Consider the following 26,313-nt stretch of genomic DNA (forward strand, 5'->3'; position numbering starts at 1 on the left):
ATCTGACAGGGGTTTGGCAGTGGGCCTTAAAGAGCTGACACCACAGGAGCGTTCCGATGCGCTGGAGAAGGCCGCCAAGGCCAGGGCAGTGCGTGCCGCCGCCAAGGAGAGGCTCAAGCGCGGCGAGGTGAGCATTGCGGAGCTGATCTCCTCCGGTGCTACGGACGAGGCAATTGCGCGAATGCGTGTGGTGGAACTCCTGGAGGCCCTGCCGGGCATTGGGCCCGTCAGGGCTGCCGGGATCATGGCGGAGATCGGAATCGCCGGATCCCGGCGCATCAGGGGCCTGGGCATTCACCAGGCCCGGGCGCTGGTAGATTTTATGGATACCCAGCAAAGCGTTTGACGCATCTCCCCGAAGGAATCCGTGAGCAAGAAACCCGGACTGACTGTCCTTGCAGGCCCCACTGCCGTTGGCAAGGGAACCGTATCCACCTACATCAGGGACAACTATCCGGAGGTCTGGCTCTCAGTCTCGGCAACCACCCGGGCCGCGCGCCCGGGTGAACAGGATGGCGTCCACTACTTCTTCAAGACCGCCGAAGAGTTCGACTCCCTGGTGGCCGACGGTGAATTGCTGGAGTGGGCCGTGGTGCACGGGCAGAACCGTTACGGGACGCTCCGGAGCACTGTCAACGCCGCCATCGCAGAAGGGAAGTCGGTGCTCCTGGAGATCGACCTGCAGGGCGCGCGCCAGGTCAAGGAGGCTGTTCCGGACGCGAATTTTGTGTTCCTGGCTCCGCCCACCTGGGATGAAATGGTCCGCCGTCTGGTGGGCCGCGGCACGGAAACTCCCGAGGAACAGCAGCGCAGGCTGGAAACCGCTAAACTGGAACTTGCTGCTGAACCGGAGTTTGACCACACCGTCATCAATGACGACGTTCGCCGGGCAGCGGACGAGCTTGTTTCACTCATGGGGCTTACCCCGCACCAGCGCTAAGCGCTTGCATTTGTTGGCCCGCTAAAATTTGGAGAATTCGTGTCCACGAACCTTGAAGGCATCATCAACCCGCCGATCGATTCGCTGCTTGAGGCTGCTGATTCCAAGTATGGCCTGGTCATCTTCGGCGCTAAGCGCGCCCGCCAGATCAATGCCTACTACGCTCAGCTGCACGAGGGCCTGTTCGAGTACGTCGGACCGTTGGTCGACACCAAGCTGAACGAGAAATCGCTGTCGATTGCCCTGCGCGAGATCAACGAAGGCCTCCTGGTCTCCACGCCGATCGAGCCCACCGAATAACACTGACTGCCTGTTGACGGAGGTCACGTGCGCATAGTCCTCGGAGTCGGGGGAGGGATCGCAGCCTACAAGGTTGCATCGCTCCTCCGGCTTTTTACTGAAGCCGGTCACAAGGTGACGGTCATTCCCACGGAAGCCGCAACCCGATTCGTCGGAGTGGCCACGTGGGAAGCACTCTCCGGCAACCCTGTGAGCAACAGCGTCTTTGATGACGTTGAGAAGGTCAACCATGTCCGTTTGGGACATGAGGCGGACCTGATCGTGGTTGCTCCGGCCACGGCCGATCTCTTGGCCAAAGCCGCAACCGGGCAAGCGGGCGACCTCCTGACCAATACGCTGCTTATGGCCCACGGCCCGGTGCTGTTAGCTCCTGCGATGCATACTGAAATGTGGCAACATGCGGCCACGCAGGCCAACGTGGAGACGCTGCGCAGCCGTGGCGTGACAGTGCTGGAACCAGCCTCTGGCCGTCTGACCGGATCAGATTCGGGCCCCGGGCGCCTGCCTGAGCCCGAGGCGATTTTCGCCGCGGCCATTGCGTTGGTTCAGGCCCCGGATGATGCCGGCGCATCCCCTTCCGCAGAGCCGCCGCTGGCAGGACGGACCGTGACGATTTCGGCCGGTGGTACCAGGGAGGCCCTGGACCCTGTCCGCTTCCTGGGCAACCGATCATCCGGCAAGCAGGGGACAGCCCTGGCTGCCGCAGCCTTGGCTGCGGGGGCAACTGTTCGGTTCCTTGCCGCGCATATGGACGTCGAGCCGCCCGCCGGGGTCGAGCTTGTTCGTGTTGAATCAGCGTTGGAACTGCGCGAGGCTGCGCTGAAAGCGGCAGTGGAGTCCGACGTCGTCATCATGGCTGCGGCCGTGGCGGACTTCCGTCCGGCAGAGGTCTCGGACACCAAGATCAAAAAGGTCGACGGCGAAGACGCGCCGGTTGTGCGCTTGATCCGCAATCCGGACATCCTGCATGAACTTGTGGAACGCCGCAATTCCGAGGGCGGCCGGCAGCTGATCGTCGGCTTCGCGGCCGAAACGGGCGACGCCCAAGGCGACGTCCTGGAACATGCCACGGCCAAGCTCAAACGCAAGGGCTGCGATCTCTTGGTGGTTAACCAGGTGGGCATTGGACGCGTGTTCGGCCAGGATGAGAATTCCGTGGTGATTCTCTCGGGTCACGGTGCCGAACCGCAGTCGGCTGCAGGCTCCAAGGCCGATGTTGCTGCTGCTGTGATTGATCGCGTGGGAGCCGAGCTCGCGCGGGTCTTTCCGGCTGTGTAACTGAGGCCACACCCGAATTCTTAGCAAAGGGACACAGGGCAGATGCCGCCGTCCCGCAACCCAGTAAGGTGGTCGAGTGACTTTACCGCTGCACCATGAACACCATGGCACCCCGTCCAAGCTCCGGCTCTTCACTTCAGAGTCGGTCACTGAAGGACACCCGGACAAAATTTGCGACCAAATCAGCGACTCCATCCTTGATGCGCTGCTGGCCGCCGATCCCGAGTCCCGCGTGGCCGTTGAAACCATGGCCACTACCGGCCTGGTGCACGTCGCTGGTGAGGTCACTACCGACGCTTACGTTGAGATCCCGCAGATAGTGCGTGAGACCATCCTTGGCATCGGATACGACTCTTCCGCCAATGGCTTCGACGGAGCCCGCTGTGGTGTCTCGGTGTCCATCGGCCAACAGTCCAACGACATCGCCGGTGGTGTCTTCAACTCGCTGGAGGCCCGCGAAGGCCGCCAGGAGGACGATTACGACCTCCAAGGCGCAGGCGACCAAGGCATCATGTTCGGCTATGCCAGCGACGAAACTGCCTCCTACATGCCCACGCCCATCTGGCTTGCCCACCGCTTGTCTGAGCGTCTTACGGAAGTCCGCAAGAACGGCGAACTGGCTTATCTCCGCCCGGACGGCAAGACCCAGGTCACAGTAGGCTACGACGGCGACCGACCGGTTTCGGTGGAAACCGTAGTCATCTCGAGCCAGCACGCTGAAGAGGCGAGCCTTGAGCAGCTTCGCGCCGACCTCGCCAGCTACGTCATCGACCCTGTCCTGGCGGCGTCAAACCTTGATCTGTCGCGTACGGCAAACATCCTGAACCCTGCCGGTGCGTTCGTCATCGGCGGCCCGGTGGGCGACGCCGGACTGACCGGGCGCAAGATCATCGTGGACACTTACGGCGGATTCTCCCGCCACGGCGGTGGTGCGTTCTCGGGCAAGGATCCCTCCAAGGTTGACCGTTCTGCGGCGTACGCCATGCGCTGGGTTGCCAAGAACGTGGTGGCTGCAGGACTTGCCAAGCGTGCTGAAATCCAGATTGCGTACGCCATCGGGCAGGCTCGTCCGGTGGGAACCTACGTCGAAACCTTTGGCACGGAGACCGTGGACCCGGCCCGTATCAGCGAGGCGATCGACGAACTCTTTGACCTGCGTCCCCGCGCCATCATCGATGCTTTGGACCTTAAGCGGCCCATCTATGCCAAGACTGCGGCCCATGGACACTTCGGCCGTGACGAACCTGACTTCACGTGGGAACGGCTGGACCGGGTGGCGGACCTGAAGGAATACTTCAACGCTTGATTCTTGGAAGACCGGCCGGCACCGGAGTCATCATCCCGGACGTTGCTGTTTTGTCAGTGGTCCGTGATTGGCTGGTGCCGGAGATGCCCGCAGCGTGGTTAATCCCGTTGCGGGCATCTCGGGTTAAGAGTGGACGCTACGAGTCGGAGGTGAAGTGAATGGCAGGAAGCGAGGCCCGGCCGTCGCTGCTACAGCCCTCGTTGCTGCAAGGTTTTCCGGATCGCACGCCGGTTGACGGTCCACCCCTTGCCCCGGTCAATCCCGTGGCGCGGGTGGTACTTGAATCATCACTGCCCCATCTGGACAGACCCTTCGATTACAGCGTTCCGGCTGAATTGAACGAGGTTGCTTTGCCCGGCGTCCGGGTGAAGGTGAAATTCAACGGCCAGGAACTCAACGGATACATCATCGAACGGCGTGCAGACTCTGATGCTTCCTCACCCCTGAGTACCCTGCACAAGGTGGTATCGCCGGTTGCGGTGTTGACCCCGGCGGTCATCGAATTGGCTGGTACGGTCGCTGCCCGATACGCCGGTACGCTCAGCGACGTCCTGCGGACGGCGATCCCGCCCAGGGTTGCCAAAGTGGAGAAGGAATTGCTGGCCGGGGATCTGGACGCCGGCGTCCGTGAACTCAAGCCCCTGCCGGATGCCCATGCTTGGGCCACGTACTCCAATGGAGCCTCTTACCTGCAGCATCTGGCCAGCGGGGGTTCCCCGAAGGCCGTCCTGGCTGCCCTTCAGGGTTTCGGTCCCGGCGGCTGGGCGGCATTGGTGGCTTCAGCTGTTGCCACGGTCAGGTCATCGGGACGTGGGGCAGTGGTGGTGGTGCCCGACTACCGGGATCTCGAGCAGGTGGAGACGGCTCTTGCCAACGTCCTGCCGTCGTCCGATGTTGCCAGGCTTACCGCCGATGACGGCCAGACTCCCCGCTACAGGAACTTCCTGCGGCTGTTGAGCGGGTCTGCCGGGGTTGCCGTTGGAACCCGCTCAGCGGCTTATGCGCCCGTCCAAAACCTTGGCCTGGTGGTCTGTTGGGACGACGGCGATGACCTCCACATCGAACAACGGGCGCCTTACGCGCATACCCGGGAAGTCCTCCTGCTGCGTGCGGAGCAGGCCAATGCGGCCTGCCTGATGGCTTCACACAGCCGCAGCACCGAGCTCCAACGCCTTGTGGAGATGCAGTGGGCTGTCGGCATCGAAGCGCCGCGCAGTATTGTCCGCGCCACGGTTCCGCGGGTTCTGAACACCGCCGACAGTTTTGAGCAGGAGCGGGACCCCTTGGCCAGGATCGCCCGTTTGCCGGGGGCTGCATGGCGCGCGGCCAAGGAAGGCTTGGAACGTGGCCCGGTCCTGGTGCAAGTTGCGCGGGCGGGCTATGCCCCCTCCTTGGTGTGTGAGTCCTGCCGCGAACTGGCACGTTGCAACGCCTGCCAGGGGCCGCTGGCTGTATCCAGCGGCACAGCCGTACCAGCCTGCAAGTGGTGCTCCACCCCGGCTCCGCAGTGGCGTTGCACGCACTGCAGCGGGACCCGGCTGCGCCGGGGGGCCGCAGGTGTCATGCGGACCGCCGAGGAACTGGGCCGGGCCTTTCCCGGTAAGCCCGTGGTGACATCCTCGGGCGAACACATCAAGGCAACGGTGCCGGATGCTCCTGCCTTGGTGGTGGCCACTGTGGGCGCCGAACCGATTGCGCCCAACGGCTATGCAGCGGCACTTCTGTTGGACGGCAACTCGTTGCTCCGGCGGGAGAACCTGCGGGCGGGGGAGGATACCGTCCGCCGATGGTTCAACGCCGCGTCCCTTGTGAAGCCGGCCAGGCAAGGCGGACTCGTGGTGATTACCGCTGACGATACCCCCGCGACGGGAGCCCTCCTGAGATGGGATGCCTCCGGCTACGCCTCACGTGAACTGGCGCTCCGGAAGGAACTGCAACTGCCCCCGGCGGTCCGGGTGGCCTCGGTTACCGGGGCAAGGGCCGACGTCGTGCATTTCGCCGAAGCGTTCGAGGCAAGTGCCGCACCGGGCAAGAAACTCCGCAGTGCCGGGCCTGCCCCGATGTTGATGTCCTCAGGCGCCCCATCCAGTGTCAATGAGGCAGATGCCGACGTCCGGACACTTTACTTCATTCCTTACGCAGACGCCGCGGAGTCAACCCGTGCCATGCGGGCCGTGAAGGTGGCCAGCGCAGCCAAACGCACCTCGGGCCCGGTGCAGCTGCGTTTGGATGGAGTCGATGTCCTGTAACGCCCGCTGTGCCCTTGGCTATTTCCGATTTTGACGGCTGGCCACGACTTCTTCCGCCGCGGACAGGAGCTGCCGTGCCGATTCATCCCAGTTGAATTGTGCAGCCCGTTCCACGGACCGGCGGGAGCGTTGCTGCCAGAGGGAGGTCTCGCCCAGGCCAGTCACAGCAGCGGCGAAATCCGTGGGTGACTCAGGGTCCACGTAACTGACGGCGTCGCCACCGACTTCCCGGAAGATGGGGATGTCGCTGGCAATGACCGGCGTTCCCAAAGCCATGGCCTCCACCAACGGCAAACCGTACCCCTCTGCCCGCGAAAGGCTGATCAGTGCGGTGGCCCGCAGCAGGAGTTCGTCGTACTCGGCGTCTGTGACGCCGTTGTGGAACAGGACTTTGGCTCCCGCCGGCACCATTGCCTCCAATTCAGCCTTCCGCTGGGGAGTGATCCGGCTAAGCAGGTGCAGGGTGTAATCGTCCAGTCCGGCCATGCCCCGGATCATGGTTTCCACGTTCTTGTACGGCATGAATGAACCCATGTAGAGAAGTGTTTTGTCGGCTCCGGCTTCGGGGTCACGCGGTTTTTGTCCGGGCTGCGGGGCGTTACCCACAATCCGAACGGGTCGTTTTGTCAGGGCGTACTTGGCCATGAGGGCCTCTGTGGTGCGGCTGATGGTGGCCACAAGGTCCGCTCGGTTCAACAGGAGCCGCTGGGGCCAGAACGCCTTGTGGTAAAGCCTCCAGAGCACGCGTACGGGTGCGGGGAGGAATCCCGGGGGAGTCGGGTGTTCGTAGTAGATGAGGTCGTGGAGGGTAAGGACCAGTCCGTAACGGCGCCCAAAGGTTCCCATGGTCTGCATGGGGCACACCACCACGTCGGCGCCAAGGGGGTTGACCTTACGGGCGACGAACAATTCCAGGGGAGACAACGGGCTGTTGATCATCACGTACGGGACGTCGGGCAGGAGGGCCAGTTGACGTTTGTCACTGATGAGCATGGTGACGTCCGCTATTTTGGACGTTGCGGCTATGAGGCTTGAACCGTAGCGGCTGATGCCATCGTGGTGGTCCGTTCGGGTAAAGCGGGCGTCGATGACAATTTTCACGCGGGATGTTCCTCCAGGAATTTCTGAATGGCTGCGGCGGCCGGGACCGGCGTCTCGTAGTGGATAAGATGCCCGACGTCGGGAATCACTTCCAGCTTGGCGTCAGGGAGCCGCTTCATGAGTTTGTGCTGGTTGGGCAAGGTGGCGATCTCATCTTTCTCGCCGGCGACCAGCAGCACGGGGAGAGTGAGCTGCTCGGCCACCTCGGCCACGTTGCCTGAAACGGAGGCTTTGAATGACTCGAGCAGGCTTTTCCTGTCCGCGAAGGCACTGAAGTAGGCATCGTGCTGGCCGTGGATGAAACGGCGTAGGCCCTTGTCCTTGGTTTTGGCCATGGTGATGCTCATGACGCGAACTATCACCCGATTCCGAAGAATGGCCAGTCCCAGTTGGGCTGGAAGCTTGGCGGACGCCTGGTAGTAGAGCACCGCAAGTTTGGTCATGATGCCCTTGGGGCCTTCCAATGCGGGTGCGGCAATGGGGTTGATCAGGATCAGCGGATGGACAGCACCGGGATTCGCGGCCACGAAGTGGCTGGCGACGATCGATCCGAAGGAGTGGCCCAGCAGGACAGTCTTCTCGTCCAACGCGAGGGCAGCCATGAAACCGGAGATGAACTTCCCATAGCGCTCAACGCTGTGTTCTTCTTCAAGGAAAGGTTCCGAGCTTCCGAAGGCCGGCAAATCCGGCATGATGATCCGCATTTCGGGCAGTTGGTCGGCTACACGCAGCAACCCATGGTGGTCTCCCCGGAAGCCGTGGATGACCAGGATGGTGCGCGTCGCCGGGCTGACGGTGACCGGTTCGTAGGTCCAAAACGCCACTTTGCTGCCATCGACTTCCACCTCGGAAGCGACGGTCCGTCCCGGCAGGGCTGCGCTGAAGAAATCGCCGGGGGTTTGGGTCCCGTCCGAGGATTTTGCGGTGTCCACTTTTGCCATGTAGCTGTTCCTAGTTCACGTTGTCCGGGTGCGAACCCGTTCGATGGTGGCGCTCCAGCCCGGCGATGCCGTCCATGTCCGGTGCTTCCAGTTCAAAATCGAACACTGCAAGGTTCTCCTTGATCCGTCCGGCCGAGCTTGCCTTCGGGATGACCAGGTTCCCCACTTGAAGATGCCAGCGGAGAATCACTTGGGCAGGGGTTCTGCCGTACTTTTCCGCCAGGGAAATAATGGCAGGATCTGACAACACTTGCCCCCGGCCCAGGGGACTCCAGGCCTCTGTGCGGATTCCGAGTTGCTCGTGCAAAGTCCGCAGCCTGGCCTGCTGCAGCCAAGGGTGCAGTTCGATCTGGTTCACGGCGGGCACAACCTCTGCTTTTTGCATGAGCTCGTCGAGGTGTGCCGGTTGGAAGTTGGACACTCCAATGGCCCGCACTTTTCCTTCGCGGTAAAGCGTCTCCATGGCCTTGTACGTCTCTGCAAAGAGCCCGCGCCCGGCGCACGGCCAATGGATGAGGTAGAGGTCCACGTAATCGAGGCCAAGATTCGCTATGGAGGTGTTGAAGGCCCGCACTGTCGCATCGTAGCCCTGGTCATCGTTCCAAACCTTGGTGGTGACGAAGACGTCCTCGCGTGCCAGTGCGTGCACCGACTCGCCGGAGCCGCCGGTGCCTCTGTTGGCCTCCGCGGCATCACCGATGGCGCCGCCCAGAGCACGGCCCACTCCAGCTTCGTTGCCGTACATCGCGGCGGTATCGAATCGGCGGTAGCCCTCGCCCAGGGCCGTGGAAACCAAAGCTTCGGCGTCTTTAGCGGGCACTTTGTAGAGTCCGAACCCCAGGCGGTCCATCTGTACGCCGTTGTTCAATGCCAGCCGGTTCGATGTCAGCTTGGAGGGGGATCTCATAGCAACGACTCTACCCATTCCTTGCACGATTGCTTCAGGAATGGCCGTTGAAACTCACCAGGCGTCTGGCTGAGGCTTCGTCCAGGATGAGGTCCGTGGCCAGCCCAGCGGCTAAAGCCCCTTGGAGGCCATTGATTTTGGAGGCCCCGGAGACCACGCAGATCCGGCGCCTGACCTGCCGCAACTGCTCATGGCTGGGTCCAGTGGACCTCGCGTTGAGGGTAATGCCGTCCGAGGACCCGTCGCTGCGGAAAAAGACCGTGGCGACGTCGCCCACCACATCATCGGCGGCCAGCATGGTGAGGTCGTGTTCATCGAGGTAACCGCCGGCATAAACGTGGCTCGGGTAGTCCGAATCGACCGACCCGACGCCAAAGATGGCAATGCTCATACGCGCCTGTAAATCGAGGATGCGTTGAACGCTGCGCTCATTCCACATGGCCGTTTTGGTGGATGCGTGATCAAAGAACGCCGGGACGGGAAACTGTTCCACGCGGGCGCCGTAGGCGCTGCCGAAGCGGCGCATGATGTCGCTGGCATAGGTGATGCCAGTGGTTTGCATGTTTCCAGCACCGTTGAGTTGGACCACGATGCTGTCGTGCGTCACTTTGCGGGTGAGGTGGCGGCTGACTGCGCTCAGCGTCGCACCCCATGCCACGCCGATGATGGCATTTGAGTCCACCAACGGTCCTATTGTCCGTGCAGCTTGCATGGCGACGCGGTCCAGGGTCTCCGCTTCGTTGAGCGTATCCAGCACTGGAACCACGTGGACATCCACTCCGTACTGGTTGCGGATCTGGCTTTCCAACTCGGGGCCGGTGTCGAAAGGGCTCCGAATCTGAACCTGGACCAAGCCGGTTTCGCGGGCCGAAGACAGGAGCCGGGACACGGTGGACCGGGACGTTCGCAACTCCCGTGCAATCGCATCCATGGTCAAGTCCTGCAAGTAATACATCTGTGCAGCCCGGAGCGCATCCGAGTGACGTGATCGTGCCATCTCATTTCCTTACTGCACGTTTGTGCAAATAGCTTGACTCCATTTTCCACCTTCGCAAGATTAGTGGTGAACGGTGCAGCAGCGAGTGGCGCGGCGCACGAACCAAGCCCAAGGGAGCAGTTTTGGGACACAACAAGATTTCCGGTACCTCACAGCACGCACAGCGCGACTCCGTCGTTGCACTGCAGGAGCGGCCTTCGGCCAAGGTACTCATCATCGGCGGTGGCATCAATGGTGTCGGAACGTTCCGCGATCTGGCCCTTCAAGGGGTCGATGTCGCACTTGTTGAACGAGGTGACTACTGCCAAGGTGCCAGTGGCGCGTCCTCCCACATGATCCACGGTGGCATCCGCTACCTCGAAAACGGCGAGTTCCGCCTGGTCCAGGAATCCGTGGTTGAGCGCAACAGGCTCCTGCGTATTGCCCCGCACTACGTCAAGCCGCTGCAGACCACCATCCCGATTTTCAGCACGTTCTCAGGCATTCTGTCCGCCCCCATGCGCTTCCTGACCCACAAGCAGGGCAAGCCCAAGGAGCGCGGTGCGTTCCTCATCAAGGTGGGCCTGAGCATGTATGACTTCTTCTCCCGCGATGGCGGCAGCGTACCCCGCCACCAGTTCCGCGGCCGGACGAAAGCCCTGGCCGAGCTTCCCAAGCTCCACTCAGGTATCAAGTACGCCGCTACGTACTTTGATGCTTCCGTGCACAACCCGGAGCGCCTGACCCTCGACGTCCTGCAGGACGGCGAGAAAGCCGGCCTTGGCTCCGGACTCCCCGGAGGGAGCGCTCGAGCCAGCAACTACGTCTCGCTCGTCTCCATGGATTCGGACGGAGTCAGGCTCCGGGATGAATTGACCGGCAAGGAATTCGACTTCCAGGCAGACGTCATCGTGAACACCACCGGCGCCTGGGTGGACCTCACCAACCAGGCCATGGGCGCCGTCAGCAAGTTCATGGGCGGCACCAAGGGCTCACACATTGTTTTGGACCACCCGGAACTGCTCGCGGCGTGCAATGGACGCGAAATCTTCTTCGAACACACCGACGGCCGCATCGTCCTCATCTACCCCATGGGTGACCGCGTCCTGGTGGGCACCACCGACGTTGACGCGGACATGTCCGAAGACGCCGTGTGCACGGAAGAAGAGATCGACTACTTCTTCGACTTGGTAGGACACGTATTCCCCACCATCAAGGTGGAGCGGGACCAGATCGTCTACAGTTTCGCGGGCGTCCGCCCGTTGCCCCGCCACGACGAAACCCAGCCCGGCTTTGTCTCGCGTGATTACCGCATTGAACGCAGCGTCCGCGCCGGTGACGGTGCGGTGGCAACACCAGGCGGTAAGGCCGCCGTCGTACTGAGCTTGGTGGGCGGTAAATGGACTACTTTCCGGGCCTTGGCCGAACACATGACCAACGACGTCCTCCGCGAACTGGGCATGGAACGCAAAGTCTCGACGGCGAAACTCGCCATCGGCGGCGGGGCCGGTTTCCCTTCCACTGAACAAGGTGAACAGGAATGGATCAAGAAGCACATGGGTCCGGGCTTGGACGCCGACCGGGTAGCCGGGTTGCTGACCCGATACGGAACCCGGGCTGAAGCCGTGATCGAGTACCTCAACGCAGGGCAGGACCAGCCCTTGCGTTCCACCCGTGAACTGAGCGTCCGGGAACTGGCGTTCATGGCTGAGCACGAGCAGATCGGGCATCTGGTTGATGTTCTCATCCGCAGGACCTCCCTGGCGTTCCGTGGCCTGGTGACCGGAGAACTGCTCAATGAAACAGCCGCGGCATTGGCCGAACCGCTCGGGTGGGATGCTGCTGCCCGCGAAGCAGAAATCCGTCACGCCCAGGACGTCCTGCAGCGGTTCCACAAGGTTGACGTGCACAGCCTCGTAGCCTGAGGCCAAGCGGCGTCCGACAGCTTGACCGTCCCTGCGTGCGGCAGGGACGGAACGGGGTAGGTGGGCCCGACGGGGGACCACCACACCGGGACGGTTCCGGAGACAACGGAACCGTCCCAAACAGCCTCCTCACCCGCGAGGAGGCTGACAACAGAAAAAATGAGGAGTCAAAGATGTCTCTTGGAATTGTTTTCCTTTCCGAAGTATTCGGAACCATGATGCTGACCCTGCTGGGTTGCGGTGTCGTGGCAAACGTTGCGCTCAAAGGCACCAAGGGCAACAACGGTGGATTCTTGATGGTGACGTGGGGCTGGGGCATTGCGGTCTTCGCGGGCGTTTTCGTGGCCGCAAAGTCCGGTGCGCACCTGAACCCTGCTGTGACGTTGGGCCTGCTGGTCAACGGCAAGGCAGAGTACGCCCCGGATGTGGCCGTCACGTTCGCCTCCACCCTGACCTACTTCGGCGCTGAATTGCTGGGCGCCTTCCTGGGTGCCGTCGTTTGCTGGCTCGCCTACAAGCAGCACTTCGACGAGGAGCCCCTTGCAGCGAACAAGCTGGGCACCTTCTCCACCGGACCGGCCATTCGTTCCACGCCATGGAACCTCATCACGGAAATCATCGGCACGTTCGTCCTGGTCTTCGTCATCCTGACCTTTGGCGGTACTCCCCACCAACTCGGTCCGCTGGCTGTGGCACTGCTCGTCGTTGGTATCGGCGTTTCCCTCGGTGGCCCCACCGGCTACGCCATCAACCCCGCACGTGACCTCGGCCCCCGCATCGCCCACGCCCTTCTGCCTATCAAGGGCAAGGGAAGCAGCGACTGGGCCTACGCCTGGGTCCCCGTTGTTGGACCGCTGGTCGGCGGCGCCCTTGCCGGCCTGGTGGCCATGTGGGTTCCCGACATCATGCCCGCGATCGCCGGCTGATCCTTCGCGCACTCAACCGCACACACCCTCAATCACCTCTGAGATAACCACTGAGAAACCAGCAACGACCAACACTGAGACAAGGACGTCACCATGAATCAATACGTCATCGCCATTGATCAGGGCACCACCAGCTCCCGCGCCATCGTTTTCGACCACTCCGGCAACATCGTTTCAACCGGCCAGATGGAGCATGAGCAGATTTTTCCGCAGGCCGGCTGGGTTGAGCACAACCCCGCCGAAATCTGGAACAACACCCGCGAGGTCATTGCCTCGGCCCTGTCCAAGGCGAACCTGACCCGGCACGATATCGCCGCAGTCGGTATCACCAACCAGCGCGAAACAGCTGTGGTGTGGGACAAGAACACCGGAGAAGCTGTCTACAACGCCATCGTTTGGCAGGACACCCGTACCCAGCCGATCGTCGACCAACTGGCACAGGACGGCGGGCTCGAACGATTCAAACAGAAGGTTGGCCTGCCACTGGCCACCTATTTCTCGGGGACCAAGATCAAATGGATCCTGGACAACGTCGATGGCGCCCGCGAACGTGCGGAAGCCGGCGATCTCCTCTTCGGTAACACGGACGCCTGGGTTCTGTGGAACCTGACCGGCGGCGTGGACGGCGGCGTCCACGTCACCGACGTCACCAACGCATCGCGCACGCTCTTCATGGACCTGGAAACCCTTCAATGGGACCAGGAAATCCTGGACGTCTTTGGTGTCCCGGCCTCCATGATGCCCACCATTAAGTCCTCCTCTGAGGTCTATGGCCAGGTCCACACCTCCCAGCTTCTCCGCGAAACTCCGGTTGCCGGTATCCTGGGCGACCAGCAGGCAGCCACCTTCGGCCAGGCGGCATTCCAGCCCGGCGAAGCGAAAAACACCTACGGGACGGGTTGCTTCCTGATCTTCAACACAGGTGAGGAAATTGTTCACTCCAAGAACGGCCTCCTCACCACGCTGGGATACAAGCTGGGCGACGCCAAGCCGCACTACGCGCTGGAAGGTTCCATCGCTGTTACCGGTTCCTTGATCCAGTGGCTCCGCGACAACCTGGGCATGATCAGTTCCGCTCCGGAAGTTGAGGAGTTGGCTGCCGGTGTCAAGGACAACGGTGGCGTCTATATCGTCCCTGCCTTCTCCGGCCTCTTCGCACCCTACTGGCGCGCAGATGCCCGCGGTGCGATCGTCGGGCTCACGCGCTTCGCCAACAAGGGACACATTGCCCGTGCGGCGCTGGAAGCAACTGCCTTCCAAACCCGCGAGGTCCTGGACGCTGTCAACGCGGACTCCGGCGTACCCCTGACCGAGTTGAAGGTCGACGGCGGAATGGTCGCCAACGAGGCCCTCATGCAGTTCCAGGCAGACATCCTGGGCGTACCGGTGGTCCGTCCCAAGGTAGTGGAAACCACGGCCCTCGGCGCTGCATACGCGGCCGGTCTCGCCGTCGGGTTCTGGAAGGACCTGGGCGAGCTCAGCGCCAACTGGAACGAAGACAAGCGCTGGGAACCGCAACTTCCGGCAGAGGAGCAGGAGCGGCAGCTGCGCCTCTGGAAGAAGGCCGTGACAAAGTCCATGGATTGGGTCGACGAGGACGTTAAGTAGTTCAAAAAAGGGGCCGATAACTCCCGCCTGCCTGCTTCGCGGTGCCCACCACACCATGGCGGGGAGTCATCGGCCCCTTTTTCGACGTTTGGCGATGCGCCGCCAACCATGATTTGCCGGTGAGTGGATGGATAATCGTGCGCTATTGTAGATCTATGCGTGCGATCCTTCTGCTTAGCTAGCCGCCCGGCTTTATTTAGCCGTGCGGCCGCCCCTCCATTGTTGAGGGGCTTTTGTGTGTCCGGGACCTTCCGGTCCCATAGCAGGAGTCAAAACCGCCACCGAAGAACAGAAGAGGGCAGCAGTGAGCGTTCAGCCGGAGACAGAGACCGGAACAGCACAGGCAGCCGCAGCTGAAACGCCTGAAGAGGGCGTCTACAGCTTCGCTGCGATGGAAGCCAAATGGCCACAGGTCTGGGAAGACCTCAAAGTCTTCACGCCGGCGGACGACGGTTCGCGGGAGCGCCGCTACGTGCTGGACATGTTCCCCTACCCTTCCGGCGACCTTCACATGGGCCACGCTGAAGCCTTTGCAATGGGCGATGTGGTTGCTCGCTACTTGCGCCAGAAGGGCTTCGACGTCCTGCATCCCATTGGCTGGGACTCTTTTGGCCTGCCGGCTGAGAATGCTGCCATCAAGCGCAATGCGCACCCCAGTGAGTGGACCTACGCGAACATCGACACCCAGGCGGCGTCGTTCAAGCGGTACGCCATCTCCGCTGACTGGTCCCGCCGCATCCACACCTCGGATCCTGAGTACTATCGGTGGACCCAGTGGCTGTTCAAGCGCTTCTACGAGCGTGGCCTGGCCTACCGAAAAGACTCACCGGTCAACTGGTGCCCCAAGGACCTCACGGTTCTGGCGAACGAGCAGGTTGTCAACGGCGCCTGCGAACGCTGCGGCACGCCTGTCACCAAGAAGTCGTTGAACCAGTGGTACTTCAAGATCACCGACTACGCAGACCGCTTGCTGGAGGACATGGACCAGCTGCAGGGTCACTGGCCTGAGCGCGTTCTGGCCATGCAGCGCAACTGGATCGGCCGCTCCGAAGGCGCCCACGTGCGTTTCGTCATCGAGGCCGCCCAAGAGCGGGCCGAGCGCGAAGTGACTGTCTTCACCACCCGTCCGGACACCCTCTACGGTGCTACCTTCTTCGTGGTCGCCGCTGACGCGCATTTGGCCTTGGACCTGGTCACCCCGGAACAGCACGACGAACTCATGGCGTACCGCGAGAAGGTCAAGGCTCTCTCTGAAATTGAGCGTCAGTCCACTGAACGTGAGAAGACCGGCGTCTTTACCGGCCGTTACGCCATCAACCCCCTCAATGGCGAGAAGCTCCCGGTATGGGCCGCTGATTACGTGCTGGCCGACTACGGCACGGGTGCCATCATGGCCGTGCCTGCGCACGACCAGCGTGACCTCGACTTCGCCAAGGCCTTCAACCTGCCCGTCCGGGCAGTGTTGGAAACCGGTGCCCAGGATCCTTCGGAGACCGGTGTAGCCACTACGGGCGAAGGCACGCTCAAGAATTCCGGTGACCTGGATGGCTTGTCCAAGTCCGAGGCAATTCCGGCCGCGATCCAGATCCTGGAGAAGCTTGGAACGGGCGAGAAATTCGTCAACTTCCGGTTGCGTGACTGGTTGCTGAGCCGCCAACGTTTCTGGGGCACCCCCATCCCCATCATCCACTGCGGTGAATGTGGAGAAGTGCCCGTCCCCGATGACCAACTGCCCGTCAGGTTGCCCGATAACCTGCGCGGTGAGGCGTTGTCTCCGAAGGGAACCTCCCCGTTGGCCGCCGCCGTCGAATGGGTTAACGTTGAGTGCCCCAATTGTGGCCGTGCCGCACAGCGCGATACCGACACCATGGACACGTTCGTGGACTCGTCGTGGTACTTCCTGCGCTTCGTGTCCCCGGAATACACCGAGGGCCCGTTCGATCCTGAAAAGATCAACAACTGGATGCCGGTTGGACAGTACGTAGGCGGCGTTGAGCACGCCATCCTGCACCTGCTCTACGCCCGCTTCTTCACCAAGGTCATCAAGGACATCGGACTGATCGAAGCCAACGAACCGTTCTCGGCGCTGCTCAACCAGGGCCAGGTGCTCAACGGCGGCAAGGCCATGAGCAAGTCCTTGGGCAACGGTGTAGACCTCGGAGAGCAGCTGGACAAGTTCGGCGTCGACGCCGTGCGCCTCACCATGGTCTTTGCCTCCCCACCGGAAGACGACGTCGACTGGGCGGACGTATCGCCGTCCGGCTCCGCCAAGTTCCTGGCCCGGGCCTGGCGGCTGGGCCAGGACGTCAGCAGCGAGCCGGGTGTAGACCCGGCAACTGGTGACCGCGCCTTGCGGACGGTTACCCACAAGACCATCGCCGACGCCGCTGAACTGTTGGACAACAACAAGTTCAACGTTGTGGTGGCCCGTCTGATGGAGTTGGTCAACGCTACCCGCAAGACCATCGACTCGGGCGCAGGTGCAGCAGATCCTGCCGTTCGTGAAGCGGTGGAAGCCGTGGCAGTGATCCTGAGCCTCTTCGCGCCGTACACGGCCGAAGACCTCTGGAACACCCTCGGTCACCCGGCATCAGTAGCCAATGCAGGCTGGCCCAAGCACGATGACGCGCTGTTGGTTCAGGACACCGTCACCGCTGTGGTTCAGGTCCAGGGCAAGGTTCGCGACCGCTTGGAAGTTTCGCCGAACATCACTGAGGACGAGCTGCGTGAGCTTGCATTGGCCTCGGAGAACGTTCAGCGGGCCATGGACGGCCGCGGCATCCGCACTGTGATCGTGCGGGCACCTAAACTGGTGAACATCGTCCCTGCCTAGCAGGGATGGTGCGGCCGCCGGCACTGTGCCGGCGGCCAGCCATCATCTTTGGAGGTTGCGTGCCTGAGCGAGAACCACCCGCATGGATATGGCTGAAGGAAAGAGTGGCGCGCCTTAGGCAGCCCAGCGCGCCGGTTCCAGTAGCTGACGTGCCGCTGGCCGCCGTCGTAAAGACCGCCGTGGTTACTGACTCCGCAGCTGCCCTGCCGCCGGACTGGGTCTCGGCCTTCACCGCCGACGGACGGCTTGCGGTTGTCCCCATGCCGGTCATGGTGGGCAACGAAATTTACGGTGAGGGCGAAGACGACATCACCCAAACCCTGTCTTTGGCTCTCGCTTCAGGCGCCTCGGTCAAGACGTCACGACCATCACCCGGGCAGTTTGAACAGGCCTACCTCGCAGCCCAGCGGCGCGGCTTCGAATCCGTGGTGTCCATCCACATTTCATCCGAACTCTCCGGCACCGCCGATGCCGCCCGACTGGCTGCAGCCCGCGTCAGCATTCCCGTGGAGGTGGTGGATTCCCGCACGGTGGGCATGGCGCAGGGCATGGGGGTCCAAAGTGCGGTGGTTGCCGCTGCCGATGGGCAGGAGGCTGCAGAAGTCCGTGGCTTCGCTGAGCGGCGCATGGAGCGCACCAAGGTCTACTTCTACGTGCCCAGCCTTGAACAGTTGCGCCGTGGAGGCCGAATCGGTGCCGCTGCGTCCTTGTTGGGTACAGTCCTGGCCATCAAGCCCATTTTGGCGGTCGACGGCGGCAGGATCGTTCCGCTGGAAAAGGTCCGTTCCGCTGTGCGCGCCGTGGCTCGCTTGGAGGAGATCGTTGCAGCGGATGTTGCTTCCCGCCCGGTCGGACAGCAGCGTTTGGCAGTTCACCACTTCGGCAACCAGATGGAGGCTGAAGCCCTGGCCGCCCGGCTGAACGAGAAGTGTCCGGAATGTCCGGCACCTCAAATCAGTGCGCTCCCGGCTGTGCTGGCAGCACATGCAGGCTTAGGCGTTCTTGCGGTCATCGTGGGGGAGAGCAGCACGCCAACGGACTGATTGGTCCTCTTATCCACATAGAGCACTTCGGCCGCGTCATTCCCTCAGGAGGAGCCATAGGCTCAAAAGATGCCACGCCGGAACCGGGATGCCTCCCCAGACGCCGCAGCGCAGGCAGCACGGCAGCGTTTTACCTCCCGTTTGGCCGGAGACACCCGGACACCTTCACTGTTGGAGTTACCGGACAACTATCCCTCCGATCCAGTGGGCGACGAGGGCGAGCCTGGTGAGTTCGTGCACGGGTCCAGGCTTCGATGGAGGGCCCCGTGGCGCGTAGCGATACTCCTGGCATTGGTAGGGGCAGGGCTCATCGCGTGGCATTTATGGCAGTCTTCCCTGGGCCAGCCAACATCAGAACCGTTGGATCCGTCCACGTCTGTTGGCCCCGTTGTTCCGGATTCGTCAGAATCGCCGCGGCCAGCGGGGTCGGAGGCTCAAGGGAGCCTGCTTGTTCATGTAGCGGGAGCTGTGCAGAAGCCCGGTGTTGTTTCGTTGCCGCTCGGTAGTCGCGTCTTTCAAGCCATTGATGCGGCTGGAGGTGCAGCGCCAAACGCTGAACTCGGCGGGCTGAACCTTGCCGAGGTGCTTGGCGATGGAGCCAAGGTGGTCGTTCCAGTAGCGGGGGAGGCGCCGCAAGCCGCCCCGTCTGCGCCTGCCGGCAGTACTGGCACTGGCAGTTCCAGCGGAGGGGCCGCGAAGGTTAACATCAACACTGCCACCTTGGAGGAGTTGGGGACGTTGCCCAGGGTGGGGCCAGTGACCGCCCAGCGAATTCTGGACTGGCGGAAAGAGCACGGATCGTTCGCATCGGTGGATGAACTGGATGCCATTGACGGGATTGGGCCCAAGCTCATGGAGTCCCTCAAAGACCTTGTGACGGTGCAGGGTGGCTGAGTCCGTCGGAGGTCCTGAAGCAGGAAAACGCACAGACCTGAGGCTCGTGCCTGTGGCGGTGGTGACGTGGTCTGCAGCGCTGGCAGGTGGCTTCGTTGATGGGGTCTGGTCCGCTGTGTTGGCGGTCGCACTGGGCGTCTCTGGCGGGGTGTTCCTGGCTATGGGGCATCGCCAAAGGCCGTCCGGGGTTCGGCCCAGAACAATGTTCGCCACCTTCGCCCTCGCTTGTGCCCTGGGGGCCGCTGTTGCGGTTCATTGCGCTGTCATCGCCGGCAACCGTGAGAACGGACCACTGGCCCCGGCGATGGCCGCCGATGAGGGAGTCGTGGTCCACATACTCATCACGGGCAGCCCAGCGCCGGCGCCTGCACCGGGGCATTCCAGTGACGGCAGGTGGACGGTTGATGCGAGCCTGATAGATCTCACGTCCAAGGGAAACGTGGTGCGTGGAACTGCCGACATCGTTGTGACGGGCGGTGCTGCCTGGCAGAATGTGCGGGCGGGGCAGAGCATCCGAACAACCGGGACGCTGAAGCAGGTGCGGGAGGGACAACCAGAAGCAGCGCTTCTCAGCGCGTCCTCTGCTCCTGTCGTGACGGACTCCGGGTTCGATGTCAGGCAAACTGCGGCCGACGTCAGGAAACGGTTTGTCTCCGCAGCTGACTGGTTGCCTCCAGATGCGGCGGGCTTGCTTCCCGGGATGGTGACAGGCGACACCAGCGCCTTGCCGGAAAGCCTGGAAACGGCCATGAAGACCACGGGAATGACACACCTAACCGCCGTCTCGGGTGCCAACTGCTCCCTTATCCTGGGTGGCTTCATTTTGTTGGCACGGTGCTTCCGGTGGGCGCGCCCGGCAGCTGGGGCATTTGCTGCCTGCGGCCTGTTGGCGTTTGTCATCATGGTAGGGCCGGACCCAAGCGTCTTACGGGCGGCAGTCATGGGGACAGTGGGGCTGGCTGCCCTGTCGGGCGGGCTGCGTGGACGGTCCTTGTCCTTCCTCTGCCTCGCCACAACCATCCTGCTGCTATTGGACCCGGCCATGGCGGCCAACGTGGGGTTTCTCCTCTCGGTTCTGGCGACCCTTGGAATTGTGCTGCTTGCGGCGCGCGTTGCGTCATGGATCCCTGCCTGGCTACCACGGTGGGTGGCTGCCGGGGTTGCCGTGCCGTTGTCTGCGCAGCTGCTGTGTGGTCCGGTGATCGTGGCGCTTCAGCCACAGTTCACGACGTTCGCGCTTATCGCCAACGTGGCGGCGGGTCCTTTGGTGGCTCCGGTGACTATTTTGGGGACGATCGCCGTGCCTCTGGCCACAGCTCTGCCCTGGCTCGCGGTGGTGCCCATCGCTGTTGCGGGGACCTGCGCTGGAATGGTGGCGGGAGTGGCAAGGTTTTTTGCCGGCTTACCGGGAGCTGCATTGCCGTGGGCCGAGGGGCCGGTGGGAGTAGCGGCCATGGTGCTCTCCTCGGTGGTGACACTCTTGGCCGTCTGGATGGCGTTGCACCCGGCGCGTGTGCGGCGACACGTCATGGGACTGCATGGCGCCGTGATAGTGCTCCTCGAACGTCTGTTGGCACCTCGGGAGCAGGGCCCTACGCCGCAAGCCGGGTCCCCTTCGCATGAGCGCCGAACGCGGACCCATGGCAGACATGGCAGACTTGAATCTTGCAAAGAAACGTCCGGAAGGAACCACCTGTGGCTGCTGCCCAAAACACCCGGGCCAAGAGCGTCGCGGCGAACACCGTCAGCTGGCGCGATGCCGCGCCGGCCGCCGTCGTACTGATCATGGGACCGGAAGATTATCTCGGTATCCGGGCCATTGACGCCATCCGGACGCAGGTGCGAAGCGCCACCCCTGATGTCGAGCTCAGCCGACTGAACGCAGCCTCCTACGAGGCCGGTTCCCTGGCGATGACCGTGACGCCATCCCTCTTCGGCGAGGGCAAGCTGATTGAGGTCGAGGGCCTCGAAGCCATGAACGACGCCTTCCTGGCCGACGGACTGGCCTATCTCCAGCATCCGGACCAGGACGTCGTCCTTGTGTTGCGTCATGCCGGAGGAGTGCGCGGCAAAAAGTTGCTCGATGCCGTGAAGTCCGCCGGCTGGCCCGTCATCGATTGCCAGCCGCTGAAGAAGGACTCGGACAAGACAGCATTCGTCGTCTCGGAGTTCAGGGCTGGAGGCCGCCGCATTGAGGGCGAAGCCGTCCAGGCGCTGGTGAACGCAGTGGGCGCCAACCTTTCCGAGCTGGCAGCGGCGTGCAACCAGTTGATCTCCGATGCCACTACCGCTGTGACGGCGGAGACCGTTGAGCGCTACTACGGCGGCCGGGTCGAGGCTACGGCGTTCAAGGTGGCGGACGCTGCGATGGCAGGCAATGGGCCGGTGGCATTGTCCACGTTGAGGCATGCCCTGGCCACCGGGGTGGATCCGGTTCCCCTGGTTGCGGCGCTGGCGGCCAAGCTGCGGACGTTGGCCAAAGTTGCGGGGGCCAATGGTTCGCCAGCTACCATCGCCAAGAATCTGGGAATGCAGCCGTGGCTTGTTGAGCAGGCGCAGCGGGATGTCCGGCGATGGACGCCCGAGGGCCTGATCCGTTCCATCCAGGTCATCGCAGAGGCTGACGCGCAGGTGAAGGGTGAGTCGCGGGACCCTGTTTACGCCGTGGAGCACGCGGTGACAGTGATTGCCATGTCGGCCAGTCGACGCTGAAGCCAGCAGGCAGCGGCATCGCCGCCGCCCATACCGCCGCTTAAACCCAAAGGCCGGCACCCAATGGGCGCCGGCCTTTTGATCAGCTCAGTCGAACTGGAAAAACCTTAGAGTGCGTTGACCTTCTTGGAGATCGCCGACTTGCGGTTTGCAGCGTTGTTCTTGTGAATAACGCCCTTGCTGACAGCCTTGTCCAGCTTGCGGCTGGCAGCAACAAGTGCAGTTCCAGCAGCATCCTTGTCAGCAGACTCAACGGCGGTGGTGACGGCGCGGATGGCCGTCTTCAGCTCGGACTTGACTGCGTTGTTGCGCAGGCGAGCCTTCTCGTTGGTGAGGATGCGCTTCTTCTGGGACTTGATATTAGCCACGTATGAACTCTCTTTTTAATGCGGAAATGGTCTAGAGGGTTTTCAGGTTGGCCATCGACTGAGCGGCGTGGGGATGCCTATGGCAGCCAACCATGAGTGGCCGTCGACCTGCACGGACACACAGCTATAAAGGATAGCAGAAAGTTCGGGCTTATAGAGAACCGGGCGTCCTGCACGGCTAATGCCGAGTCTGGAGTGCCCGGGCTACCTCCCGGAATTGCGCCTTGCCCAGGATGGCGCCTTCGCGCCGGACCGCAGCAGGATCCAGCCGGATAACGCGTCCGATGTTGATTTCGCTGGGCCTGCCTTGCCTGTCCCAAGGGCCGGTACCTATGTCAACGTAATCGGCCGCCCGCACTCCGTTGTTGTGGTCTTTGGTTGTCAGCATGAGGCCCAAAAGCCATTCGCGGTCCCGACCCACCAAGAGTACGGGCCGGTCCTTGCCTCGTGCGTGGTCCTCTTCGAAGGGGACCCAGCTCCACACAATCTCGCCGGGATCCGGTTGGCCATCGGGCTTGGGGGAGTAGCTGACCTTAAGGGAGCCGCGGAAGTCGCCGGGATAGGCGGCTGGCTGATTCGCGACGTCGGTCCGCAGGGCCTTCGTCCTGCCGGCACCTGGCGGAGTGGCTGCTTTGGGGCTGTTGCCGCCGAGGGCTTTGAAGGATCGCAGGATGAGTTTGCCCAAGGGGCGCAAGTCGAAAGCCATGTGACAACGCTACAGCCGGCGGCTTCCAGCGCCAGGAACGCAATGCACGGTGAAGCGCAGGTTCATGGGACACTAGAGGATCAGATGCGCGGCGTGTTCCGGCTGGCCTATGCCCGGTTCCAGGAATAGCCGTGTGAGTGTCGACAGTAAGGATCCTGCGTGTCTCCCATGGCCCGCACCGCACCGGTGCCCGCCGCAACAGATCCGGCCATCATCCGGAACTTCTGCATCATTGCCCACATTGACCACGGTAAGTCCACCCTGGCCGACCGCATGCTGCAGTACACCGGCGTCGTTAAGCAACGCGACATGAAGGCCCAGTATCTGGACCGTATGGATATCGAACGTGAGCGCGGCATCACCATCAAGTCCCAGGCTGTCCGCATGCCGTGGGAACTTGATGGCAACAGCTACGCGCTGAACATGATCGATACTCCCGGCCACGTCGACTTCACCTACGAGGTTTCCCGCTCGCTCGCCGCTTGTGAAGGCGCAGTGCTGCTGGTGGATGCTGCCCAGGGCATTGAGGCCCAGACTCTTGCCAACCTGTACCTGGCAATGGAAAACAACCTCACCATCATTCCTGTGCTGAACAAGATCGATCTTCCGGCTGCCCAGCCTGAGAAGTACGCGGCAGAACTTGCCAACCTCATTGGCGGAGACCCGGAGGATGTCCTCAAGGTCTCGGGTAAGACCGGCGTCGGCGTCGAGGCACTGCTGGACAAGATTGTGCGCGATCTTCCTGCTCCCGTGGGCGATCCCAACGCGCCGGCCCGGGCCATGATCTTCGACTCCGTCTATGACACCTACCGCGGCGTTGTCACCTACGTCCGCGTGGTGGACGGCATGCTCCACCCGCGCGAACGCATCCAGATGATGTCCACCCGGGCAACGCACGAGCTCCTGGAAATTGGAGTGAGCTCACCGGAGCCCACTCCGTCAAAGGGCCTTGGTGTCGGTGAAGTGGGTTACCTGATCACCGGCGTGAAGGATGTCCGGCAGTCCAAGGTTGGAGATACCGTCACCAACCTGGCCAAACCGGCGTCAGAGTCACTCAGCGGTTACGCAGATGCGAAGCCGATGGTTTTCTCCGGCCTCTATCCACTGGATGGAACCGACTACCCTGTGCTCCGCGACGCCCTTGAAAAGCTGATGCTCAACGATGCCGCTCTGGTCTACGAGCCCGAGACGTCCGCGGCACTGGGCTTCGGATTCCGCGTGGGGTTCCTCGGCTTGCTGCACCTGGAAATTACCCGTGAGCGCCTTGAGCGTGAATACAACCTGGACCTTATCTCCACAGCTCCCAACGTGGAGTACGAGGTGACCCTGGAAGACAAAAAGGTCATCCACGTCACCAACCCCAGTGAGTACCCCACGGGCAAGATCTCCGAGGTTCGCGAGCCGATGGTTTCGGCCACTATCCTGGCACCCAACGAGTTTGTTGGGTCCATCATGGAACTCTGCCAGAGCCGCCGCGGCCAGATGCGCGGTATGGACTACCTGTCCGAGGACCGCGTAGAGCTCCGCTATTGGATCCCGTTGGCCGAGATCGTGTTCGACTTCTTCGACCTCTTGAAGTCCAAGACCCGCGGCTATGCTTCGCTGGACTGGAAAGCCGACGGCGAGCAAGTGGCAGACCTGGTCAAGGTCGACATCCTGCTGCAGGGTGAACAAGTGGATGCCTTCAGCGCCATTACCCACCGTGACAAGGCCTATGCCTACGGTGTGATGATGACGGGTAAGCTCCGTGAGCTCATCCCGAGGCAGCAGTTCGAGGTTCCCATCCAGGCAGCCATCGGATCACGCATTATTGCCCGAGAGAGCATCCGGGCCATCCGTAAGGACGTTCTTGCCAAGTGCTACGGCGGTGACATCACCCGTAAGCGCAAACTGCTGGAAAAGCAGAAGGAAGGCAAGAAGCGCATGAAGATGGTGGGTCGCGTCGAGGTTCCCCAGGAAGCGTTCATTGCAGCCCTGACCACCGACGAGTCCAAGGACAAGGCCAAGAAGTAGATGCCCAGCGTCCTACCTTTGGGCGATCCGGCACCTGCGGACGGAGTACTTCCGTCGCAGGTGCTGGCCGGCGTCGAGCACCGTAAGTTCGGGCTCTACGTCCATATCCCGTTTTGCGCAGTTCGCTGCGGCTACTGTGACTTCAACACCTACACGGCCACCGAGCTCGGTGGCGGGGCCTCCCAGGATGCCTACGCTTCAACGGCGGTGAGCGAACTCGACTTCGCAGCTGTTGCACTGGAGGCCTCCGGGCTGCCCCACCGGCGCATGAGCACTGTTTTCTTTGGCGGCGGTACTCCCACCCTCCTTCCTGCGGAAGATCTGGCACGAATCCTACGGGCGGCCGTCCACCATTGGGGACTTGAGCCCGGAGCCGAGGTGACCACCGAAGCCAATCCCGATTCCGTGACCCCTGAGTCGCTCAAAGTGCTGGCTGATGCCGGGTTCACCAGGGTCTCGTTCGGCATGCAGTCAGCTGTACCTCACGTGCTGAAGGTCCTTGACCGCACGCATACCCCCAGCCGTGTGCCGCTCGTGGTCCAGTGGGCCCGCGAAGCCGGACTCGCGGTGAGCCTGGACCTCATCTACGGCACGCCGGGTGAGTCCATGGACGACTGGCGGCTGTCCTTGGAGACGGCGCTTTCCTATCAGCCTGACCACATCAGCGCGTACGCATTGATCGTCGAAGACGGAACCAAGCTCGCGGCCCAGATCCGCCGCGGCGAAGTGCCCGGAATTGACGACGACGATCACGCCGCCAAATACGAGTTGGCCGATGAATTGATTTCCAAAGCCGGCCTGGATTGGTATGAGGTCAGCAACTGGTCCCGGACGCCGGACCAGGCATGCCGGCACAACCTGGCCTACTGGCGCGGCGATGACTGGTGGGGCATCGGCCCTGGCGCTCACTCCCATGTGGGAGGGGTCCGGTGGTGGAACGTTAAGCACCCCACCGCCTACGCGGGCCGTTTGGCTGCCGGAAGTTCACCGGCGGCAGGCAGGGAGACCTTGGACGCCGAAACCCGGGAAGTCGAGCGCATCATGCTGGAGGCGCGGCTGGGTACAGGTTTGTCGGTGGATGCTCTGGACGCGGTGGGGCGTCATGCAATGGCCGGGCTGATAGCTGAGCAGTTGGTGGATCCCGTGCAGGCTTTCAAGGGCCGTCTGATTCTTACGCTGAAGGGCCGCCTCTTGGCGGACGCTGTAGTCCGCAGGATTCTTCCCGACTGACGCCCGCTGGCCCGGCACGCCCGCTGGCCCGGCCAACCCGCGGCCTGCCCGGCTGAG

At 62.5% G+C, this 26,313-nt stretch carries 22 protein-coding genes; 16 read left to right on the forward strand and 6 right to left on the reverse strand.

Annotated elements, in window-relative coordinates; genetic code table 11:
• The first annotated feature begins 19 nt into the window (after positions 1 to 19).
• The 6 genes from mihF to M1D51_RS09725 all read left to right on the forward strand — a co-directional run bounded on the left by mihF (position 20) and on the right by M1D51_RS09725 (position 6,073).
• Positions 20 to 346 carry an integration host factor, actinobacterial type gene (gene mihF / locus M1D51_RS09700; RefSeq protein WP_172323238.1) on the forward strand — a complete coding sequence of 109 codons (327 nt, stop codon included), beginning with the start codon at positions 20 to 22 and terminating at the stop codon, positions 344 to 346.
• 21 nt (positions 347 to 367) lie between these two features.
• A complete protein-coding gene (gene gmk / locus M1D51_RS09705; protein WP_172323240.1) occupies positions 368 to 940 on the forward strand; it encodes a guanylate kinase in 573 nt (190 codons plus the stop codon).
• Positions 941 to 979: 39 nt separating this feature from the next.
• Positions 980 to 1,240, forward strand: coding sequence for a DNA-directed RNA polymerase subunit omega (gene rpoZ / locus M1D51_RS09710; RefSeq protein WP_011774945.1), 261 nt, complete (start codon positions 980 to 982; stop codon positions 1,238 to 1,240).
• Between the two features lie 27 nt (positions 1,241 to 1,267).
• Positions 1,268 to 2,518 carry a bifunctional phosphopantothenoylcysteine decarboxylase/phosphopantothenate--cysteine ligase CoaBC gene (gene coaBC, locus M1D51_RS09715; protein WP_458109329.1) on the forward strand — a complete coding sequence of 417 codons (1,251 nt, stop codon included), beginning with the start codon at positions 1,268 to 1,270 and terminating at the stop codon, positions 2,516 to 2,518.
• A 76-nt stretch (positions 2,519 to 2,594) separates the two neighbouring features.
• Positions 2,595 to 3,824 (forward strand): methionine adenosyltransferase, encoded by a 1,230-nt coding sequence (metK, locus tag M1D51_RS09720; RefSeq protein ID WP_172323244.1) that lies wholly within the window; start codon positions 2,595 to 2,597, stop codon positions 3,822 to 3,824.
• A gap of 158 nt (positions 3,825 to 3,982) precedes the next feature.
• Positions 3,983 to 6,073, forward strand: coding sequence for a primosomal protein N' (locus tag M1D51_RS09725; RefSeq protein ID WP_458109330.1), 2,091 nt, complete (start codon positions 3,983 to 3,985; stop codon positions 6,071 to 6,073).
• An 18-nt stretch (positions 6,074 to 6,091) separates the two neighbouring features.
• On the opposite strand, the gene M1D51_RS09730 is transcribed toward M1D51_RS09725, so the two are convergent.
• The 4 genes from M1D51_RS09730 to M1D51_RS09745 are packed head-to-tail and all read right to left on the reverse strand — an operon-like array spanning position 6,092 to position 10,019.
• Positions 6,092 to 7,174 carry a glycosyltransferase family 4 protein gene (locus M1D51_RS09730; protein ID WP_458109331.1) on the reverse strand — a complete coding sequence of 361 codons (1,083 nt, stop codon included), beginning with the start codon at positions 7,172 to 7,174 and terminating at the stop codon, positions 6,092 to 6,094.
• Entirely contained in the window at positions 7,171 to 8,115 is a 945-nt protein-coding gene (locus tag M1D51_RS09735; protein ID WP_458109332.1) for an alpha/beta fold hydrolase, read from the reverse strand. The genes M1D51_RS09730 and M1D51_RS09735 overlap by 4 nt, the downstream gene beginning before the upstream one ends.
• Before the next feature lie 10 nt (positions 8,116 to 8,125).
• Positions 8,126 to 9,022, reverse strand: a complete 897-nt coding sequence (locus M1D51_RS09740; protein WP_305849735.1) for an aldo/keto reductase — start codon at positions 9,020 to 9,022, stop codon at positions 8,126 to 8,128.
• 34 nt (positions 9,023 to 9,056) lie between these two features.
• Positions 9,057 to 10,019, reverse strand: coding sequence for a sugar-binding transcriptional regulator (locus M1D51_RS09745; protein ID WP_172323254.1), 963 nt, complete (start codon positions 10,017 to 10,019; stop codon positions 9,057 to 9,059).
• 122 nt (positions 10,020 to 10,141) lie between these two features.
• Between M1D51_RS09745 and M1D51_RS09750 the strand changes: the two genes are divergently transcribed.
• The 8 genes from M1D51_RS09750 (at position 10,142) to holA (ending at position 21,939) form a co-directional block, all read left to right on the forward strand.
• A complete protein-coding gene (locus M1D51_RS09750; protein ID WP_458109333.1) occupies positions 10,142 to 11,923 on the forward strand; it encodes a glycerol-3-phosphate dehydrogenase/oxidase in 1,782 nt (593 codons plus the stop codon).
• 173 nt (positions 11,924 to 12,096) lie between these two features.
• The gene (locus M1D51_RS09755; protein WP_458109334.1) at positions 12,097 to 12,849 is read left to right on the forward strand and encodes an MIP/aquaporin family protein; all 753 of its coding nucleotides are present in this window, start codon (positions 12,097 to 12,099) and stop codon (positions 12,847 to 12,849) included.
• Between the two features lie 93 nt (positions 12,850 to 12,942).
• Positions 12,943 to 14,457 (forward strand): glycerol kinase GlpK, encoded by a 1,515-nt coding sequence (gene glpK / locus M1D51_RS09760; RefSeq protein WP_458109335.1) that lies wholly within the window; start codon positions 12,943 to 12,945, stop codon positions 14,455 to 14,457.
• Between the two features lie 304 nt (positions 14,458 to 14,761).
• Positions 14,762 to 17,290 (forward strand): leucine--tRNA ligase, encoded by a 2,529-nt coding sequence (gene leuS / locus M1D51_RS09765; RefSeq protein WP_458109336.1) that lies wholly within the window; start codon positions 14,762 to 14,764, stop codon positions 17,288 to 17,290.
• An 8-nt stretch (positions 17,291 to 17,298) separates the two neighbouring features.
• Positions 17,299 to 18,333, forward strand: coding sequence for a DegV family protein (locus M1D51_RS09770; protein WP_172325856.1), 1,035 nt, complete (start codon positions 17,299 to 17,301; stop codon positions 18,331 to 18,333).
• Between the two features lie 69 nt (positions 18,334 to 18,402).
• Positions 18,403 to 19,227, forward strand: a complete 825-nt coding sequence (locus tag M1D51_RS09775) for a helix-hairpin-helix domain-containing protein (protein ID WP_458109337.1) — start codon at positions 18,403 to 18,405, stop codon at positions 19,225 to 19,227.
• On the forward strand, positions 19,220 to 21,010 hold the full coding sequence (locus tag M1D51_RS09780; RefSeq protein WP_458109338.1) for a ComEC/Rec2 family competence protein: 1,791 nt from the start codon (positions 19,220 to 19,222) through the stop codon (positions 21,008 to 21,010). Before M1D51_RS09775 ends, M1D51_RS09780 begins: the two co-directional genes overlap by 8 nt.
• A complete protein-coding gene (gene holA, locus M1D51_RS09785) occupies positions 20,923 to 21,939 on the forward strand; it encodes a DNA polymerase III subunit delta (RefSeq protein ID WP_172324721.1) in 1,017 nt (338 codons plus the stop codon). The genes M1D51_RS09780 and holA overlap by 88 nt, the downstream gene beginning before the upstream one ends.
• A 107-nt stretch (positions 21,940 to 22,046) precedes the next feature.
• On the opposite strand, the gene rpsT is transcribed toward holA, so the two are convergent.
• Positions 22,047 to 22,307, reverse strand: coding sequence for a 30S ribosomal protein S20 (gene rpsT, locus M1D51_RS09790; protein WP_054808077.1), 261 nt, complete (start codon positions 22,305 to 22,307; stop codon positions 22,047 to 22,049).
• 178 nt (positions 22,308 to 22,485) lie between these two features.
• Positions 22,486 to 23,013: a type II toxin-antitoxin system PemK/MazF family toxin gene (locus tag M1D51_RS09795; RefSeq protein ID WP_458109339.1), complete on the reverse strand. Its 528-nt coding sequence runs from the start codon at positions 23,011 to 23,013 to the stop codon at positions 22,486 to 22,488.
• A gap of 159 nt (positions 23,014 to 23,172) precedes the next feature.
• On the opposite strand from M1D51_RS09795, the gene lepA reads away from it, so the two are divergent.
• Both lepA and hemW read left to right on the forward strand, forming a co-directional pair.
• Complete coding sequence (gene lepA / locus M1D51_RS09800) at positions 23,173 to 25,026, forward strand: translation elongation factor 4 (RefSeq protein ID WP_011774924.1); 1,854 nt, start codon at positions 23,173 to 23,175, stop codon at positions 25,024 to 25,026.
• Positions 25,027 to 26,256 carry a radical SAM family heme chaperone HemW gene (hemW, locus tag M1D51_RS09805; protein ID WP_172324717.1) on the forward strand — a complete coding sequence of 410 codons (1,230 nt, stop codon included), beginning with the start codon at positions 25,027 to 25,029 and terminating at the stop codon, positions 26,254 to 26,256.
• Positions 26,257 to 26,313: the final 57 nt, after the last annotated feature.

It is taken from the genome of Arthrobacter sp. R3-55, assembly GCF_054161505.1.